We start from the raw sequence: 19,124 nt of genomic DNA on the forward strand, positions 1-19,124 counted from the left end.
CCCGTACTGTGACCACCGCACTCGTCGACTTCAACCGTTCGGACGCCGCGTTCCCCACGACCGGGTACCCGGAACTCCTCGCCGGACAGGCCGCCCGCACCCCCACGGCCACGGCCCTCGCGCAGGGCGACCGCACCTGGACCTACGCCGAACTCCAGGCCGCCACCAACCGCCTGGCGCACGCGCTGATCGCCCGCGGCGCCGGTCCCGGGACCAGGATCGGCCTCTGCTACCCGCGCAGCGCCGAGTACGTCCTCGGCTCCCTGGCGATCCTCAAGACGGGCGCCGCGATCGTCGCCCTCGACCCGGTCAACCCCGACGACCGGCTCGCCGCGATGATCGCCGACGCCGACCCGCTGCTCGTGGTCACCCCGGCCGAACTCGCTCGCCGGATACCGCAGGACGTCCCGCGGGCCGAGGTCGCCACCGCCGGCCAGGGCCTTCCGGACACCGCGCCCGCGTCCGTGACCGGGCCCGACACCGTCAGCCACCTCATCTACACCTCCGGCTCCACCGGCACCCCCAAGGCCGTACTGGAGCGGCACGGCGCGCTGACCAACCTGGTCCACTGGACCGCGCGCGCCTACGGGGTCCGGCCCGGCGACCGCGCCTCCTGGATGTCCACCCCCGGCTTCGCCGTCCAGATCATGGAGTGGCTCGCCTACCTCCCGGCCGGCGCCGCGATCCACATCCCCGAGGCGGGCCAGGCCCAGACCCCCGAGCAGATCCGCGACTGGCTGGCCGGCGAGGGCATCACCCACACCATGCTGGTGGCCGCGCTGGCCGAGCCCGTGTGGGGTCTGACGTGGCCGGCGGACACGGCGCTGCGGATCCTGGTGACCACGGCCGAGCGCGTCCACAGCTGGCCGCCCGTCGACACCCCCTTCCGCGTGGTGATGACGTACGGCACCACCGAGACCACCAACGTCCTGTCCTGCCTCGACCTCGGCGCCGGCACCGACTTCACCAGCCAGGCCACCTCCGAGGAGGTCCGCGCCACCCGCCAGGTCCCGGTCGGCGTGCCCATCGCCAACCTCCGCGTCCACCTCCTGGACGAGGAAGGCCGCCCGGTCCCCGAGGGCGAGGTCGGACGGCTGCACGTCTCCGGGGCCGGGGTCGCCGCCGGCTACCACGGCCGCCCCGAGCTCACCGCCGCCAAGTTCCACCCCAACTTCCTGCCCGACGACCCGCACCCGGTGCTCTACGACACCGGCGACCTCGCCCGCCGCCGCGAGGACGGCGCCGTCGAGCTCCTCGGCCGCTCCGACTCCCAGGTCAAGATCCGCGGCTTCCGCGTCGAGCTCGGCGAGGTCGAGACGCACATCGCACGCCTCGACGACATCGCCGAGGCGGTCGTCGTCACCCAGGAGCGCGGCCCCGGCGACAAGCGGCTCATCGCCTACGTGTCCCCGGCCGGCGGGGCCGAACCCGACTCGGCCGCCGTGCGCGCCGAGGTCGCCCGGACCCTGCCCTACTACATGGTTCCCGCGGCCGTCGTCGTGCTGCCCTCCCTCCCGCGGCTGCCCAACGGCAAGGTCGACCGCCGCAGCCTGCCCGAGCCCCCCGAGGGCCGCGACGGCGTCGGCGCCGGCTACGAGGCACCGCGCAATGAGGTCGAGGACGGCCTGAGCCGGCTGTGGGCCGACGCGTTCCGCACCGACGGCGTCGGCATCCACGACAACTTCTTCGAGCTGGGCGGCCATTCGCTGCTCGCCTTCCAGCTCATCGACGAGATCCGCCGCCGCTACGGCGTCGAGCTGAGCCTCTCCGACCTGTCCACCTGCCCCACCGTCGCCGAGCTCGCCACCCTGGTCACCACCGAACGCGCGGGCGGCCGCGGCTCCTTCGGCGGACTCCCGGCGATCGTCCCCGACCCGGCCGCCCGCTTCGAGCCCTTCCCGCTGACCGAGAGCCAGCAGGCGCTGTGGATCGGCCGCGGCGGGCTCGTCGAACTCGGCAACGTCGGCTGCCACGGCTACTTCGAGTGGGAGAGCGAGAAGCTCGACGTACCGCGCTTCGAGGGCGCCTGGCGCCGCCTCGTCGAACGCCACGACGCGCTGCGCACCCGGGTCCTGCCCGACGGCACCCAGCAGGTCTTCGAGGAGATCCCGGCGTACGAGATCCCCGTCACCGACTTCGGCGGCCTCGACGAGGAGAGCCGCGCGGCCGAACTGGCCGACCTGCGTGAGCGGCTGTCCCACCAGGTGCTCGACGCCGACGCCTGGCCGCTGTTCGACGTGCGGATCAGCCTGCTCGGCGGCGGGCGGGCCCGGATCCACCTCTCGTTGGACTTCCTCGTCGCCGACGCCTGGAGCTACTTCCAGGTCCTCATCCCCGACCTGGTCACCTACTACGTGGAACCGGACGCCGAACTCGCCCCGCTGGAGCTGACCTTCCGCGACTACGTGCTCGCCGTCGGGAACTCGCTGCGCGACAGCGAGGTCTACCGGCGCTCCGAGTGGTACTGGCGCGACCGCCTCGCCACCCTCCCGCCCGCCCCCGAACTGCCCGCGCGCCCGGCCGACGCCCCCGAGCTGCCGGTCCGGTTCGAGCGGCGCAGCCACGTCGTCTCCCCGGAGCTGTGGACACGCATCCAGGAGCGGGCGCACGCCCGCGAGGTGACCCCCTCCGGCGTGCTGGCCGCCGCCTACGCCGAGATCCTCGGCAGGGCCTCCGGTCAGGCCCGCTTCACCATCAACTTCCCGCTCTTCAACCGGCTTCCGCTGCACCCGCAGGTCAACGCCCTGCTCGCGGACACCACCACCACCCTGCTGCTCGCCGTCGAGCAGCAGGACTCCACCTTCGCCGGACGCGCGCAGGCCGTCCAGCGCCGCCTCTGGGCCGACCTGGAGCACCGCTACTTCAGCGGCGTGCAGGTCCTGCGCGAGCTGACCAAGTTGCGCGGCTCCCTCGCCCCTGCCATGCCCGTGGTGATGACCAGCCTGGCCGGCCACCCGCCGCAGTACGAGGAGACCGAACTGGGCGCCCCGGTCTACGGCATCTCCCAGACCCCCCAGGTCTCCCTCGACTTCCAGGTCTTCGAGAAGCCCGAAGGACTCACCTTCAACTGGGACTTCCTGCCCGCCGTCTACCCGGACGGCCTCATCGACTCCATGTTCGACGAGTTCACCGCCCTGCTGGAGGCCCTCGGCGAGGACGGGGTCTGGGAGCGATACTCCCCGCCGCCCGGCGAGGAGGGCGCCGACGCGGGCAAGGCCGAGGAGCGCGACACGGGCGACGCCTGGGAGCGCTACTGGGCCGGTATCCAGCGGACCGGCCGCGGCGGCGACGTCATCTGGGACGCCGACAGCGGCGAGGAGTTCCAGTGGCTCCTCGACCAGGCGCAGCGCCACTTCCGCAGCGAACTGCCGCTCATCGACCTCGGCTGCGGCAACGGCCGCTACAGCCGCGAACTCGCCCCGCACTACCCGTCGGTCATCGGCGTCGACGTCTCCGTCAGCGCCATCGACCACGCCAAGCGCGAGGCCGAGGGCGTGGCGAACGTCGACTACCTGGCCATCGACATGACCGACGCCGAACAGGCCGCGGTCCTGGGGGAGGGGCCCTACAACATCTTCGTACGCGGTGTCTTCCACGTCCTGGACACCGAGGCACGGGCCCGGCTCGCCGCGGTCGCCGACCGGCTGCTGGGCGACGAGGGCACGCTGATCGTGCACGAGCCCGACTACTCCAGCAACTCCTTCGGCTACCTGGGCTTCGTGGGCGGCAAGCGCGGCCGCGCCGAGGACCTGGTCGGCCCGCTGGAGGCGGCCGGCGTCCGGCACTCGCACCGCTTCACCCGGCCCGAACTGGCCGAGGCCTTCGGCGCGGACGGCTGGGAGATCGTCGAGGACGAGGCGATAGAACTGCACGCCATCGACCCCCAGTCGGACTCCGACGCGCTGCGGCTGCCCGGCTACTACGCGGTGCTGCGCCGCAGGCGCTGATGCCCGGTCTCGCACTGGCCGGGCCGACCGGAGCGGTGCTGGCCGCGGCCGGGGACGTACGGGAGCTGCTGACCCGTACCGAACTGGACCGCGCCGGCGCCCTCCGGTCGGCCGCCGACCGGGACGACTTCCTGGCCGCGCACGCACTGGTCCGGCTCTGCGCCGGGCGGCTCCTGGGCCGCCCGGCGCAGAGCCTCACCGTCGTTCAGCGCTGCGGCTCCTGCGACCGGCCGCACGGCAGGCCGCGGCTCGTCGAGGCGCCCGGCACCGGCGTCAGCCTCGCGCACGCCCGGGGCTGGGTCGCGGCCGCCGCCGCGGCCGACGGTCCCGTCGGCGTGGACGTGGAGGCCGTCGACGACGCAGACGTGGACTGGCGGACCGCCGAGGCCGTCTGCACGGAGGAGGAACTGGCCGCCCTGCGGTCGGACACCCACCCGCGGCGCGCCTTCCTGCGCCAGTGGGTACGAAAGGAGTCCCTGGTCAAGGTCGGGGCGGGCACGCTCGACGAGCCGGCCCGCCTCGACGTTCCCGTGTACGGGCAGGAGCCGCCGCGCTGGCACGGCTGGCGGCTGCTGGACTGGGGCGGTGCGCAGGCCGTCGGATGTGTGGCGGCCCGCGAGGAGATGCGGCTGCGGCTGCTCGGCTGAAAGACTGGACACGTGGAACGACGTACGACCGAACGGCTGCTCAGGGCGCGCGCACAGGCGATCGGGGGCGGGGTCCGGGAGGACTCCGTCGCCGCAGTCCTGGACCGGGTGCTGGCCGTCCAGGCCCAGGACCTGCCCGCGGCGGAGCTCGGGCTGCGGGTACGGGCCCGCGGACTGACCCAGGAAGCGGTGCGCAGGGCCACCGACACCGAACGCACCGCCGTCCGCGGCTGGTTCATGCGCGGCACCCTCCAACTGGTGCCCGCCGCCGACGCCCGCTGGCTGCTGAACCTCTTCGGCCCCGTCTACCTCGCGCTCGCCGCCCGGCGCCTGCGCGAACTCGGCCTGGACGAGGCCCTGTGCACGCGCTCGGAGCGCCTCATCACCGACGCGATCGCCGCGGAGGGCCCCCTGACCCGCGCCCGGCTCACCGACCGGCTCACCACCCTCGGCGTCGAGCCGAAGGGGCAGTCCGCCTTCCACCTCATCCGCCGCGCGGCCCTGGCCGGCCTCATCTGCCACGGGCCGCAGCAGGGCGGCGACGCAACCTACGTCCTCCTCGACGACTGGCTGCCCGCAACCGGACCCCTGCCGTACACCGGGGAAGCGGCCGTAAGGGAGCTCGCGCGGCGCTACCGCGCGGCCCACGGGCCCTCCGACGCACTGGACTTCGTCCACTGGTCGGGGCTGAAGACCACGACGGGAAAGAATGCCTGGGCTGCCGTACGGGACACCGCTCCCGAGGCCCCGGCCGCCCCCGGCGAACCCGACGTACGGCTGCTGCCGGCCTACGACAACTACCTCGTCGGCTACCGCAGCCGGGACCTGTCGGTGCCCGCCGAGCACGAACGGCGGGTGTGGCCGGGCGGCGGGCAGATCCGGGCCACCGTGGTCGTCGACGGCCTGGCCGTCGGCACCTGGTCGGGCGGCCGCCGCGGGGCGCCGGTCAAGGTCGAGCCCTTCCCCGGGACCGAGCCGCCGAGCCCCGCCGTGGCCGCCGGAATCGCCCGCGAGAGCGCCGACATCGCACGCTTCTCCAGCTGAACTCATCGCATGTCTACAAGCGTTCTATAGTCCCGGAATTCATAACCGGGGTCTAACTCGCGGTCCATAGCGTCAGTGCCGTCCGACAATTCCGTACCCAATCAGAAAAGGGCGTCGACATGGCACTCGGTCGGCATTCCGATTTCAATCGCCTGTGGTTCGGGCAGACCGTCAGCAACTTCGGCGACAAGATCTCCCTTCTCGCGCTGCCGACCCTCGCGGTCGTGGTGCTGGACGGCGGAGCCTTGGAGGTCGGCGTGCTCGGCGCGCTGCGCTTCCTCCCCTTCCTGCTGCTCGCCCCCATCGCAGGGCTGGTGGCCGACCGGGTCTCGAGGCGCACCGTCATGATCGTCGCCGACCTGGGCCGCTTCCTGGCCCTGGCCACGATCCCGCTGGCGTTCGCGCTCGACTCCGTCACCATGACGCACATCTTCATCGTCGCCGGCGTCACCGGCTGCCTCACCACCTTCTTCGAGGTCTCGTACCAGTCCTGGCTGCCCCAGCTCATCGGCACCGAGAACCTCATCGAAGGCAATACCAAGCTGCAGATCAGCCGCAGCGTCGCCGAGGCGGTCGGCGCCGGCGCCGGTGGCGCACTCATCCAGCTGCTCGGCGCCGCACGCGCCATCACCGCCGACGCGTTCACCTTCCTCGTCTCGCTCATCGCCCTGCTGATCATCCGTCACCGGGACGTGCGCGAGCGGACCGAGGAGCGGAAGGCCTCCGCGAAGGCGGAGATGAAGGAGGGCATGAAGACCCTCTTCGGCAACCCGGTCCTGCGCGGCCTGTTCACCGCCAACGTCGTGGTCAACCTCGGTGCCGCGATGGGTGACGCCATCCTGATCGTCTACGCGTACAAGGAGCTGAACCTCAGCCCCGGCCAGGTCGGTGCCGCCTTCGCCGTCATGTCGGTCTTCGTCATCGTCGGCGCCGTGCTCTCCGAGGTCGTCTCCAAGAGCCTCTCGGTGGGCCGCCTGCTCGTGATCACCGCGGTCGTGCTCGGCGCCGGCTACATCCTCGTCCCGACGGGCGGCGCGGTCGGCGGCTTCGTCGGACTGATCGTGGTCCAGGCCATCATCGGCTTCGTCTCCCCGATGTTCGACATCCACGTCCTCAGCCTCGTGCAGGGTGTCACCCCGAACGAGCAGATGGGCCGCGTCAGCGGCACCGCGCTCTCCGCGGTGTACGGCGCCCTGTCCCTCGGCTACTTCGCCGGCGGTGCGCTCGGCGAGGCGATCGGCCTGACCGGCGGCCTCGCGGTGGCCGGCGCCGTCACCATCATCGGCGGCCTGACCCTGCTCAGCGGGCCGGTCGCCAAGATCAAGGAAATGCCCGGCGGCGACGACACCGCCGAGGAGGGATCTCCGGCCGCGGACGAGGCCAAGATCACCGCCTGACGGTCCGGCCCGGCCCCACGGGAGCGGGTGCCCGCCCAGCGGCACCCGCTCCCGACACCCGCACCCACGCCCGCACCTCGTACCCGCACGCCCGCACCTCGTACCCGCACGCCCGCGCCGCGCTCCCGCGGCGCGCCCTGCCGTACTCCCTCTCCCGAAGACGCACGGAGGCTCAAGGTGAGCGAGTCCCTCGCCGAACGCATAGCCGCACTGCCGAAGTCCCGCAGGGCACTGTTCCAGGCCCTGACGGGCCGCAACGGCGGGCGCGCCGCCGTACGGGAGGACCCTGAGCCGGCACCCCGTGACCCCGCCGACCCGCCGGTGCTCTCCTTCGCGCAGCGCCGGCTCTGGTTCATCGACCAGCTCCAGCCCGGCAGCCCCGCCTACAACGTGCCGGTGGCCACCCGCATCCGCGGCCCGCTCGACGTCCCCGCCCTGCACGCGGCGCTCCAGGACATCGTCGACCGCCACGAGGTCCTGCGCACCGTCTACACGTACCAGGAGGGCGCCTCCGAGGCCCTGCCCCGCGTGGTGGACGGCTTCCGGCTGCCCCTGCCGCTGACCGAGCTGCCCGACGAGGAATCCGTCCGGCCGTTCTACGACGCGGACGCCGGCGCCCCCTTCGACCTGGCCGGCGCCGTCCCGCTGCGGGCCCGGCTCGGCCGCCTCGGCGCCGAGGACCACGTCCTCGTGCTCAACCTCCACCACATCGTCACCGACGGCTGGTCGATGCGGATCCTCTACACCGAACTGGAGCGCGCCTACGCGGCCCGCACCGGCGCCCCGGCCGACGCGAACGCCCCGCTCAACCTCCAGTACGCCGACTTCGCCACCTGGCAGCGCCGCCGCGTCAGCGGCGACCGGCTGGAGGCGCTCACCTCCTTCTGGCAGGAGGAGCTCGGCGGGGCCGCACCCGTGGACCTGCCCACCGACCGGCCCCGGCCCCCCGTCTTCGGGCACGCCGGAGCCTCCCGCTACATCGACCTCCCGCCCCGGCTCATCGGCCGGCTCAGGGAGTTCGGCAAGTCCGAGGGCGCCACCCTCTACATGACGATGCTGGCCGGTTTCGCCGCCACCCTGCGCCGCTGGACCGGCCAGGAGGACATCGTCGTCGGCACCTCCGTCTCCGGCCGCGACCACCCGGCCTTCAGCGAGCTCATCGGCTTCTTCGTCAACACCCTGCCGCTGCGCATCAGAACCGGCGGGGACCCCGGGTTCGCCGAACTGGTCCGGGCCACCCGCCACACCACCCTCCAGGCGTACGCGCACCAGGAACTGCCCTTCGACCTCATCGTCGACGCGCTCGGACTGCCCCGCGACCCGAGCCGGCCGCCGCTGACCTCCGTGATGTTCCTCCTCGACGAGACCCCGGACACCGCCCCCGGCCTGGCCGGCCTCGCCACCGAGCCCATCGACTTCTCCTCGCACGCCACCAAGTACGACCTCATGATCAGCGTCCACGACACCGGCACCGCGGTCCGCGCCCTCGTGGAGTACCCCACCGACCTGTTCGACGCCTCGACCGTGGACCGGCTGCTCGGCCACTTCCTCACCACCCTCGAAGGCGCCGTCGACCGCCCGGACGCCCCGCTGTCCGCCCTGCCGCTGCTCACCGACGCCGAGCGGACGGCCGCCCTGGACGAGTGGAACGCCACCCGCGCCCCCTTCCCCCAGGACGCCTGCCTGCACCACCTCTTCGAGCAGCACGCCGACCGCCGGCCCGACGCGCCGGCCGTGGTCCTCGGCGGAGTCGGCGGCTGGAGCGTCACCTACCGCGAGCTGGAGGAGCGCGCCAACCGGCTCGCCCACCGGCTCGTCGAGTCGGGTGCGGGCCCCGGCCGGACCACGGCCCTGTGCCTGCGCCGCGGCCCCGGACTGGTCACCGCGATCCTCGCCGTCCTCAAGGCCGGCGGGGCCTACGTACCCCTCGACCCGGACTACCCCGCCGAACGCCTGGCCCTGCTGCTGAAGGACTCCGCGCCGCCCATCGTCGTCTCCGACGCCGAACTCATCGGCCGGCTGCCCGTCCCCGACGGCACCGCACGGGTGCTCCTGGACACCGACCGCGCCGCCCTCGCCGAGCTGCCCGCGACCCGGCCCGAGGTCCCCGTCACCGCCCGGGACCTCGCCTACGTCATCTTCACCTCGGGCTCCACGGGCACCCCCAAGGGCATCGCCCTGGAACACCGCGGCGTCGTCAACAACCTCCTCGACCTCAACCGCTCCTACGGCATCGGCCCCGCCGACTCCGTACTCGCCCTGTCCTCGCCCAGCTTCGACATGAGCGTCTACGAGACCCTCGGCATCCTGGCGGCGGGCGGCACGCTCGTCCTGCCCGACCCCGCCGCCGCCAAGGACCCGGCGCACTGGGCCGACCTCGTCGAGCGGCACGGCGTCACCGTCTGGAACTCCGCTCCCGCCCTCCTCGGCCTCCTCGTCGACCAGCTCGAACACGCCGGCGGCCCCCGACTGCCCAAACTGCGCACGGCGTTCCTCGGCGGCGACTGGATCCCCGTCACCCAGCCCGACCGGATCCGCGCCTTCGCGCCGGAGCTGTCCTTCGCGGCACTCGGCGGGGCGACCGAGGCCTCCATCCACTCGGTGGAGTTCCGCGTCGGCCGGGTCGATCCGCAGTGGACGAAGCTCCCGTACGGACGACCCATGGCCAACCAGCTCACCTACATCCTCGACCCGCACGACCGCCTCGTCCCCGTCGGTGTCCCCGGCGAACTCCACCTCGGCGGGGTCGGACTGGCCCGCGGCTACCTCAACCGGCCCGAGCTCACCGAGGAGAAGTTCGTCCACGTCGAGCTGGCACCCGGCCGCACCGAACGCCTCTACCGCACCGGCGACCTGGCCCGCTACGGCACGGACGGCACCATCGAGCTCCTCGGCCGCACCGACTTCCGGATCAAGCTGAACGGGCTCCGCATCGAGCCCGGCGAGGTGGAGAGCGCGCTGCGCGACCGCCCCGGCGTCCGCGAAGCCGTCGTCGCCGCCCGCCGCTCCGCCGCCGGCTCCGACCGCCTCGTCGGCTACGTCGTCCCCGAGGACGGCGCCGACCTCGACACCGCCGCCCTGCGGACCGCGCTCGGCGCGGTCCTGCCCCCGCACTGCGTCCCCGCGGAACTGGTGCTGCTGGAACGGCTGCCGCTGAGCCCCAACGGCAAGGTGGACCGGGGCGCCCTGCCCGACCCGCGCCCCGCCGCCCCCGCCCCGGACCGGCCCGCCGCCGCACCGGCCGGCGGTGATCCCGTCGCACTGCGGATCGCCGCCGTCTGGGCCGAGGTCCTCGGCGTGGCCGAAGTGGCCCCCGGCGACGACTTCTTCGCCCTCGGCGGGGACTCCTTCGCCGCCGTGCGCGCCGTACGGGCCGTCGCCGCCGCCCTGCCGGACGCCGGGGCCGCCGCCCTGCGCGTCGTCGACCTCTTCAGCAACCCGACCCCGGCCGGCCTCGCCGCCCGCAGCGCCGAACTCGGCGGCAGCGGGACACAGGCGCACCGCCTGCTGCACCGGCTCACCCCCGAACGCCCCGCCGGTACCACCGCCCTGACCCTGGTCTGCTTCCCGCACGGCGGCGGCGACGCCATCGCCTACCAGCCCCTCGCGGCCCAGCTCCCGCCGCACATCGAGCTCCTGGCCGTCTCCCCGCCCGGTCACGACCCGCTGCGCCCCGGCCCGATGCTGCCGGTCCCCGAGTTCGCAGAACTCGCCGCCCAGGAGATCGCCCGCACCGTGCAGGGCCCGTACGCGGTCTACGGCCACTGCGCCGGAGTCGTCACCGCGCTGGAGACCACCCACGTCCTCGAACGCATGGGACAGCGGCCGATCGCCCTGGACCTCGCCGCCGCCCTCCCCGAGGAGGACCCCGAGTACGCACTGGAGATGGAGCGCGTCTCCGGCGACGACGACCTCGTCGCCTACCTGACCACCATGGACGGCTTCGACGGCGTCCTCGACGACCGCGACCTCACCGCCGTCCTGCGGATGGTGCGGCACGACATGACCGAGGCCGCCCGCTTCTTCGCCCGTACCCCCGCCGGCTACGAACAGCCCCTGACCACCCCGCTCACCTGCATCATCGGCGACGCCGACGACGCCACCGAGGGCTACGAGGACGGCTACCGCGCCTGGGGCCGGTACGCCGCCGACGTGTCGCTCGCCGTGATCCCCGGTGGCCGCCACTACTTCGCCAAGCACCTGCCCGACCGGCTCGCCGCCCTGCTCGCAGACCTGCACCGCAACGGAGGAAACCATGTCTGATCTCGCCGAACGGCTCGGCCGCCTGCCCCAGGGACAGCGCTCCCGGCTGCTGGGCAGGATGCGCAACCAGATGACGGCCGGCGTGGGCCGCCGCGTCGAACTGGGGCGCGCCGACCACGGACCGCGCTCCCGCTCCTCCTTCCAGCAGGAGCAGATGTGGTTCGTCGACAAGCTCGGCGCCGGCAAGGCCCGCAACAACATAGCCCTCTCCATAGCCCTGGGCGGTCCCCTGGACCGGGCCGCCCTGCACGAGGCCCTCAACGCCGTGGTCACCCGCCACCAGGTGCTCCACAGCAAACTCGTCGAGATCGACGGAGTCCCCTGGCAGGAGCCCGTCCCCTCCTTCGTGCTCGGCGTCCAGAGCACCGACCTGTCGGGCAGCGAGGACGCCGACCGCGAACTCGCCGAGCTCACCACCACCTGCGCGGCGGCCCCCTTCGACCTGGCCGCCGCCCCGCCCGTGCGCGCCCACCTCGTACGCCTCGCCGAGGACCGGCACGTCCTGCTCTGGGTCGTCCACCACATCGCCTGGGACCCCGGCTCGACCCGGATCTTCACCGAGGAACTGACCGCCAGCTACGCCGCGGCCGCCGCGGGCAAGCGACCCGAAGCCCCCAGACTCGCCGTCGAGTACGCCGACTTCGCGGCCTGGCAGCGGGCCAAGCTGGAGAACGACGAGCACGGCCGGGCGCTCGCCGCCAAATGGCGCCAGATCCTCGCCGGCGCCGTCGCCACCGAGGTCATGCCCGACCATCCGCGCGGTCCCGAGACCCGCGGCGACGGACGCGGCCTGAAACTGACCCTCGACCAGAAGCTGCTGGACCGGCTCACCGAGCTCGCCGACGCGGGCAGCACCACCGTCTTCACCACCCTGCTGGCCGCCTTCAACGCGCTGCTGCGGCACTGGACCCGGACCGAGGACGTCGTCGTCGGCACGGCCAGCGCCTCCCGCCCGCACCCCGACCTGGAACAGGTCATCGGCTGCTTCGTCCAGATGATCACCCTGCGGACCGAGGTCACCGACGCACTCACCTTCCGCGAGCTCGTCACCCGCACCGCCGCCTCCGTGATGGACTCCTTCACCAGCAGCGAACTGCCCTTCGAGCAGGTAGTGGAGGCCGTCCGGCCGGTCCGCGACCCACTGCGCCACCCGCTCTTCCAGATCGAGTTCACCTCGCTCGGCCGCTGGGGCACCCACCGGGCGCAGGCCGCGGACGTCGAGTTCACCATGGACCAACTGCACGACGGCGCAGCCAAGTTCGACATGAGCTTCCTCGTCGGCGAGAACGACGGCCTGGAACTCTCCCTCGAATACAACACCTCCCTCTACCGGCACGGCACGGCCAGCGCCCTCCTCACCGCCTTCAAGCAGGTCCTGGAGCAGGTCGCCGAGAACCCCGACCTCCGGGTCGGCGACATCAGCCTGGTCGAGGAGCCGGCCGCCTCCCGGCACGCCCGCGAGCTGTCCCGCGGCGGCCCGGTCGACGAGAGCGCCTGGACCACCACCCTCGACCGCGCCTTCCGCGAGCGGGCCACCATCCACCCCGACGCCGTCGCCGTCCGCCACGGCGCCACACGGCTGGACTACGCCGCCCTCGACCGCTGGTCCGAGGCCATCGCCCACCGGCTGCGCGACCGCGGCGTCGGACACGGCGACCCGGTCGCCCTGTGCGTGGCCCGCGGCCCGGCCGCCGTCGCCGGAGTGCTCGGCGTCCTCAAGGCGGGCGCCCACTACATCCCCGTCGACCCGGCCGCCCCGGCCGAGCGCACCCGCACCGTCCTGGCCGACGCCAAGGTCCGCCACGCCCTCGTCGACGAGAGCGCGCAGCTGCCCGTACCGCTGGAGCTCGTGAACACCGGGACCGCGGCCCCCGTCCGCGAGGTCCCCTCCCTCGCCCTCAGCTCCACCCCCGCCGACCTGGCCTACGTGCTCTACACCTCCGGCAGCAGCGGAACCCCGAAGGGGGTCATGATCGAGCACCGCTCGGTCACCCACTTCTCCCGCACCATCGCCAAGGCCTACGAGATCAAGGCCGAGGACCGGGTCCTGCACTTCGCCCCCCTCACCTTCGACGTCTCCGTCTTCGAGATCTTCACCACCCTGCTCGCGGGCGGCTCGCTCGTCATCGCCACCGACGACGAACGCCGCGACCCCGCCCTGCTCCAGGCCCGGATGCGCGAGGACGCGGTGACCGTCGCCGAACTCCCGCCCGCACTCCTGCCGCTGCTCGACCAGGCGGCCCTGCCGGACCTGCGCCTGGTCTCGGTCGGCGGCGAGGCCTTCCCCGGCAGGCTGGTCGCCGAATGGACCGCGGGGGAGCGCCGGTTCGTCAACGGCTACGGCCCGACCGAGGCCACCGTCGCGGTGACGCTGATGGACTGCACCGGCAGCTACGACCGCAACCCGCCCATCGGCCGCCCCATGCCGGGCCACCAGGCCTTCGTGCTCGACGAGCGGCTGCGGCCGGTCCCGCCCGGCGTCCCCGGCGAACTGTGCGTGGCCGGCCCGGGCGTGGCCCGCGGCTACCTGGGCCGCCCCGACCTCACCGCCGAACGCTTCGCGGACAACCCCTACGCCGACGGCCCCGAGACCGCGCGCCTCTACCGCACCGGCGACCTCGTCCGCTGGCTGCCCGGCGGCAACCTCGACTTCCTCGGCCGCACCGACCGCCAGCTCAAGGTGCGCGGCCACCGGATCGAGCCGGGCGAGGTCGAGGCCGTCCTGACCGGGCACCCCTCCGTGCAGCAGGCCGTCGTGGTGGCCCAGCCCGCCGCGGGCGGCGAGCGCATGCTGGCCGCCTACGTCACCGTCGAGCAGGTCGGCTCGTACGCCTCGGAGGTCGCCGACGCCGAGGGACTGCGCGCCTACACGGCCGTCCGGCTCCCCGGCTACATGGTCCCGGTCGTCGTCGTCCTGGACGAGCTGCCGCTGACCCCGCACGGGAAGGTCGACACCGCCGCCCTGCCGCTGCCCACCGAGCAGTCGGCACAGGGCGGGACCCCGCCGCGCGACGCCGTCGAGGAGCAGATCTGCCGCGACATCCTCACCCCGCTCCTGGAATGGCAGAACCCGGACGTGGAGGGCGACTTCTTCGCCCTGGGCGGCAGCTCCCTCCAGGCCACCATCGTGGTCTCCCGGGTCCGGGCCCTCTTCGGCATCGACATCGCCCTCGCCGACTTCTTCGGCCGCCCGACCGTCTCGGGCCTGGCCGAACTCGTCCGCGCGGCGAAGGCCGAGGCCGCCGGCGAACAGGACCGGCTGCTCGCGGTCTTCGAGCAGATCGAGAACATGAGCGACGAAGAGGCCGCGGCCCTCCTCGGCTCCCTCCAGCAGCCGGAGGGGCCCTGATGGCCGGACCGGCCGGGCTGGAGGGAGCGCTCGCCGCGCTCCCCGAGGCCAAGCGCGAGCTCGCCCGCCTGATGCTGGCCGCCCGCCGGCCCGTACCCGCACACCCGGCCCCGCGCTCCGGCGCGGGGCCCGTCCCGCCGACCGCACTCCAGACCCGGCTGTGGCGTCGGGAGCGCACCCACCCGGCCGTCGCCACCGGCTCGCACGCCCTCCGGCTGACCGGCCCCCTCGACCCGCAGCGGCTGAACGAGGCCCTCACCGGGGTGCTGCGCCGCCACGAGGCACTGCGCACCCGGCTGGTGCGCTCCACCGCGGACCAGCCGCGGCTGCACGTGGACGAGGAACCGGTCCTGCGGCTCACCCGGGCCGACCTGTCGGGCTTCACCCCGCAGGCCGCGGCCGAGCGGACCGCCCTGCAGCTCACCGAGAGCGCCTCCACCGTCCTGGACCTGGAGAGCGGCCGCACCAGCGCGTTCCGGCTGCTGCGGACCGGCCCCGACGAGCACGTCCTGATCCTCGCCTCCCACCTCGCGGTCTTCGACGGCTGGTCCTCCGGGGTCTTCCTCGCGGACCTCGCCGCCGGCTACCGCGAGGGCCCCGAGAGCCTGACCCCGCCCGAACTCCAGTTCCCCGACTACGCCGACTGGCAGCACCGCTGGCTCGCCGGGCCGGACGGCACCGCCGAACTCACCCGCCGCCGGGCCGTGTTCGCCGCCGACCCGCCCGCCCCCCGGGCCCCCGGCGGCTTCGAGCGCGGACACCTGCCCGTACGGCTGGCCCGCGGTCCCGTCGACGCCGGGCTGGAGCTGGGCGCGGCCGAGGGGGCCACCCCGTTCATGACCCTGCTCGCCGCGCTCGCCGTCGTACTGGCCCGCAGGGACGGCCGCACCTCCGTGGTGATCGGCACCCCGGCCGCCGGCCGGTTCGCCGCACCGCTGGAGGGTGCGGTCGGGCAGTACACCACCGTCGTGTCGATCCGGCTCGACCTCGCGGGCGGGCCCGCCTTCCGCGAGCTCCTGCACCGCACCCGCACCGCGGTGGCCGACGCCCTGGCCCACCAACGCCTGCCCGTGGACGTGCTGTTCGGCGACGGCACGCCACCGCCGTACAACGTCCTGTTCGCCCTCCACAACTACCCGGCCGTACCGCTGGACCTGCCCGGCATCGAGGTCGGCCAGCTGCCCGGGCCGCCCGCCCGCCACCTGGAGCTCTACAGCCCCGACCCGGCCGCGGCCCTGGCCTGCGTCGGCCTGGTGGAGCGGGACGGCGAGATCGGCGGCACCGCCGAGTACAACCGGCACGCGGCCACGCCCGAGGACGTGCGGGGCCTGCTCACCGGCATCGAGGAGGTGCTGGACCGGGCCGTCGCCGCGCCCGCCTCCCCACTCACCACCACCCGGCACTGAGCGGGGCCGGGGCCCGCGGCCCCGGCCCCCCCGCTCGATCCCCCACCGGACCCACCCAGACCCGCCTAGGGAGTTGCCCGTGCTCACCACCGAGTTCTACCGCGCGCCCGCGGACTGCGGGCTCGTACGGAGCGGGGCCGACGTGCCCCGCACCCCCATGCGGGCCCTGCGCGAGGACATCCACGACATCCTGGTGTCCGCCCCCGTCGCCGAGGCCCGGCGCACCCGGGACCCCCGGCCCATCCACCGGGCCCTCGGCGAGAAGGGCCTGCTCGCACCCCAGTGGCCCGAGGAGTACGGGGGCCGCGGCGTCAGCCAGGTCGCGGCGGCCGTGCTGGTCGAGGAACTGGCCATGCACGACGTCCCCGACCTGCTGCACACGCTCACCGTGCAGATCGTCGGCTCCACCCTGCTCAACGTCGCGAGCCCGCAGATGAAGGCGCGCCACCTGCCCGGCTTCGCCGCCGGCACCTCCTTCGGCTGCGTGCTCTTCAGCGAACCGCAGGCCGGCTCCGACCTCAACATCCTCTCCACCCGCGCCGTCTCCGACGGCAAGGGCGGCTACAAGCTCTACGGCACCAAGGTCCACTCGCTCTTCGCCCGCTTCGCCGACTACGGCCTGTGCCTGGCCCGCGGCGAGGACGACGCCTTCAGCCTCTTCCTCGTGCCCCTGGCCCAGCCCGGCGTCACCATCCGGCAGATCCCGGGCATCGGCGACGACGCCTTCCACGAGGTCGCCCTCGACGGAGTGTCCGTCACCGCCGACGATGTCGTCGGCACCATCGGCCAGGGCTGGGCGATCGTCGTCAAGACCCTGGCCTTCGAACGCACCGGCCTCGACTACTACGTCAAGGCGCTGCGCTGGTACCGGGCCGCCGTCGAACGGCTGGAGGCCCACACCGACCGGCTGGAGGCCGGCCAGCACGACCAGATCGGCCTGGCCAAGCTCAACGCCCGGCTGCTCGCGGCCGGCACCCTGGTCCGCCGCGTCCTCACCCGCCTCGACCGGGGCGAGCTCAACGAGGACGAGGCCGCCGCCGCGAAGTGGTACACCACCGAACTCGCCGCGGAGGTGGCCTGGTGGGCCGCCGAACTCGACGGCGACACGAGCATGACCCTCGACGACCCGGAGGTCGACGGGGTGGCACACCCACTCGATTCGGCGATGCGCGAAGCCCCGGGGATGCGGATATCCGGCGGCACCGCCGAAATGATGCTGGAGACGCTGGCCCGGCTGCGTCTCGACTCAGGGGCGGAGGTACGGCCGTGACGACCCAGGCGGTCAACGGGAGCGGTACGGAAGGGGCGGCCGGCCAGGCGCCCGAGCGGTGGCGGGAGCGGGAGGACGAGGACTCGCTCTTCCGGCAGCTCAGGCTCACCGTGCGGCAGGGACTGGAGGTCGACGGGGACACTCCCGCGGGCGCCTGGGAGGCGCTGACCCAGGTCGGGGCCTGGGAGTTCGCCCTCCCCATCGAGAAGGAGGGCCTCGACCTCGGCCAGGCCGTGCTCGCCATGGTCTGCGAGGAGGCCGGCAACGCGATGCAGCCCGTCCCGCTCGCCGACACCCTCCTCGCGCTCGACGTGCTCTCCGCCCTCGGCCCCCTCGCGCCCGAGGGCACCGACGACCTGCTGGACCGGGTGCGTGCAGGGGAACTCCAGCTCGCCGTCCCGGGCCGGCTGCCCGACCCGCGCGGCACCGTACCGCCGGGCATCGCCTGGAAACCGGACGGCGACGGCGCGGGCGTCCTCCTCACCGGCACCGGCGGCCCGTTCGCCGCCGGCGTCGGGCCGGACGGCCTGCTGGTCCTCGCGAGCGGCCCCGACGGCCCCTGCGTCGCCCTCGTCGACCTGCCCGCGGCGGGTGTGACCGTACGCCCGCTGCGCGACCACGGCGGGGGCGCGGTCGCCGGCGCCGTCTTCGACGAGGCACGGATCCCGGCCGGGTCGGTACTGCTGCGAGGGCTCGCCGCCGAACAGGCCCTCGCCCGCGTCGGCCTGCGCGCCGCCGTCCACCAGGCGTCCCTGCTGGCCGGCATCACCGCGGCGGCCCTGACCGCGGTCGTCTCCCGGATCCGCGGACGGCAGCAGTTCGGCCAGGCCCTGGTCAAGCACCAGGGACCCCGGCTGCGGGTGGCCGGGCTCCTGGCCCGGCTCGACGCCGTGCGCTGGGCCGTCGGCGACGCGGCCCGCGACCTCGACGAGGGCCGGCTCACCCCGGGGGAGGCCGCCGGGCTCATCGCGCTCACGGCCGAGACCACCCTGGATGTGACACGTGACGCCGTGCACCTGCACGGCGCCTCCGGTCTCGTACGGGACGGCCTCGTGGCCGGCTGCTACCGGCGCGCGGCCTGGGAGGCCCTGCGCTGCGGACGCCCCGCCCACCTGTGGGACACCGCGGCGCACACCCCCTGACCGGCCGGCGCGAGGAAGGGGCCCCCGCACTGCGGGAGCCCCTTCCCCTGTACCGCCGTACCGACCCTCAGACCAGGTCGCGGCGCACGATCCAGCGGTGCCGCTTGTCGCTCTTCGCCTCGGTGCGCTGGATCCGGCGGAAGCCGGCCCGCTCGAACATGTCCATCGTCCCGACATAGGCGAGGGTCGGGTTCACCCGGCCGCCCTCCGGGTCGACCGGATATCCCTCGACGGCGGGCGCGCCGTTCGCCCGCGCGTGCTCGACGGCCCCCTCCAGCAGGCCCGAGGCGACCCCCTTGCCGCGGAACTCCTTGCGCACGACGAAACAGGTCACCGACCACACGGGCACGTCGTCCACCGGCGTGATCGTCTTCGAGGAGGTCAGCCGGTCGAGCTGGCGGCGCGGCGCCACGTTGCACCAGCCGGCCACCTCGCCGTCCAGGAACCCGAGGACCCCGGGCGGCGGGTCCGCCTTCTCCGTGAGGGTGCGCAGGTGCTCGCCCCGCTCCTCCGCGGTCATCCGCCCGTAGTCGCCGGTGGTCAGCCGCCACGCCATGCACCAGCACGTGTGCGCGCTCTTCTTCGGCTGGAGCACCTGGCGGACGTCGTCCCACAGATCCGCCGTGGCGGGCCGGACTTCTAAACTCATGCTGCTACTT

General features: G+C 73.9%; 10 protein-coding genes. 9 read left to right on the plus strand and 1 reads right to left on the minus strand.

Annotated features, from left to right (window positions below; genetic code table 11):
• Window positions 1-8 precede the first annotated feature (8 nt).
• The 9 genes from OHA91_RS32820 (at window position 9) to OHA91_RS32860 (ending at window position 18,465) form a co-directional block, all read left to right on the plus strand.
• Complete coding sequence (locus tag OHA91_RS32820) at window positions 9-3,947, plus strand: amino acid adenylation domain-containing protein (RefSeq protein WP_328740553.1); 3,939 nt, start codon at window positions 9-11, stop codon at window positions 3,945-3,947.
• A complete protein-coding gene (locus OHA91_RS32825; RefSeq protein ID WP_328740554.1) occupies window positions 3,947-4,594 on the plus strand; it encodes a 4'-phosphopantetheinyl transferase family protein in 648 nt (215 codons plus the stop codon). Before OHA91_RS32820 ends, OHA91_RS32825 begins: the two co-directional genes overlap by 1 nt.
• A gap of 12 nt (window positions 4,595-4,606) precedes the next feature.
• Window positions 4,607-5,638: a winged helix DNA-binding domain-containing protein gene (locus OHA91_RS32830; protein WP_031156720.1), complete on the plus strand. Its 1,032-nt coding sequence runs from the start codon at window positions 4,607-4,609 to the stop codon at window positions 5,636-5,638.
• A gap of 119 nt (window positions 5,639-5,757) precedes the next feature.
• Window positions 5,758-7,035 carry an MFS transporter gene (locus tag OHA91_RS32835; protein WP_051893683.1) on the plus strand — a complete coding sequence of 426 codons (1,278 nt, stop codon included), beginning with the start codon at window positions 5,758-5,760 and terminating at the stop codon, window positions 7,033-7,035.
• Between the two features lie 177 nt (window positions 7,036-7,212).
• The gene (locus OHA91_RS32840; RefSeq protein ID WP_328740555.1) at window positions 7,213-11,298 is read left to right on the plus strand and encodes a non-ribosomal peptide synthetase; all 4,086 of its coding nucleotides are present in this window, start codon (window positions 7,213-7,215) and stop codon (window positions 11,296-11,298) included.
• Entirely contained in the window at window positions 11,291-14,647 is a 3,357-nt protein-coding gene (locus OHA91_RS32845; RefSeq protein ID WP_266503651.1) for a non-ribosomal peptide synthetase, read from the plus strand. Before OHA91_RS32840 ends, OHA91_RS32845 begins: the two co-directional genes overlap by 8 nt.
• On the plus strand, window positions 14,647-16,053 hold the full coding sequence (locus OHA91_RS32850) for a condensation domain-containing protein (protein WP_328740556.1): 1,407 nt from the start codon (window positions 14,647-14,649) through the stop codon (window positions 16,051-16,053). The genes OHA91_RS32845 and OHA91_RS32850 overlap by 1 nt, the downstream gene beginning before the upstream one ends.
• A gap of 79 nt (window positions 16,054-16,132) precedes the next feature.
• Window positions 16,133-17,323, plus strand: a complete 1,191-nt coding sequence (locus tag OHA91_RS32855) for an acyl-CoA dehydrogenase family protein (protein ID WP_051893692.1) — start codon at window positions 16,133-16,135, stop codon at window positions 17,321-17,323.
• Window positions 17,320-18,465: an acyl-CoA dehydrogenase family protein gene (locus OHA91_RS32860; RefSeq protein WP_031156734.1), complete on the plus strand. Its 1,146-nt coding sequence runs from the start codon at window positions 17,320-17,322 to the stop codon at window positions 18,463-18,465. The genes OHA91_RS32855 and OHA91_RS32860 overlap by 4 nt, the downstream gene beginning before the upstream one ends.
• Before the next feature lie 67 nt (window positions 18,466-18,532).
• Here the strand turns inward: OHA91_RS32860 and OHA91_RS32865 are convergent, their stop codons facing one another.
• Entirely contained in the window at window positions 18,533-19,114 is a 582-nt protein-coding gene (locus OHA91_RS32865) for a GNAT family N-acetyltransferase (protein WP_030657532.1), read from the minus strand.
• Between the last annotated feature and the right edge of the window lie 10 nt (window positions 19,115-19,124).

It is taken from the genome of Streptomyces erythrochromogenes (assembly GCF_036170895.1).
In the GTDB taxonomy this organism is placed as follows: domain Bacteria; phylum Actinomycetota; class Actinomycetes; order Streptomycetales; family Streptomycetaceae; genus Streptomyces; species Streptomyces erythrochromogenes.

Bases quoted from the DNA above. Each gene is read 5' to 3' on its own strand.
- OHA91_RS32825 (WP_328740554.1), top strand. From the start codon at position 3,947: ATGCCCGGTCTCGCACTGGCCGGGCCGACCGGAGCGGTGCTGGCCGCG.
- OHA91_RS32835 (WP_051893683.1), top strand. From the start codon at position 5,758: ATGGCACTCGGTCGGCATTCCGATTTCAATCGCCTGTGGTTCGGGCAG.
- OHA91_RS32845 (WP_266503651.1), top strand. From the start codon at position 11,291: ATGTCTGATCTCGCCGAACGGCTCGGCCGCCTGCCCCAGGGACAGCGC.
- OHA91_RS32850 (WP_328740556.1), top strand. From the start codon at position 14,647: ATGGCCGGACCGGCCGGGCTGGAGGGAGCGCTCGCCGCGCTCCCCGAG.
- OHA91_RS32865 (WP_030657532.1), bottom strand. From the start codon at position 19,114: ATGAGTTTAGAAGTCCGGCCCGCCACGGCGGATCTGTGGGACGACGTC.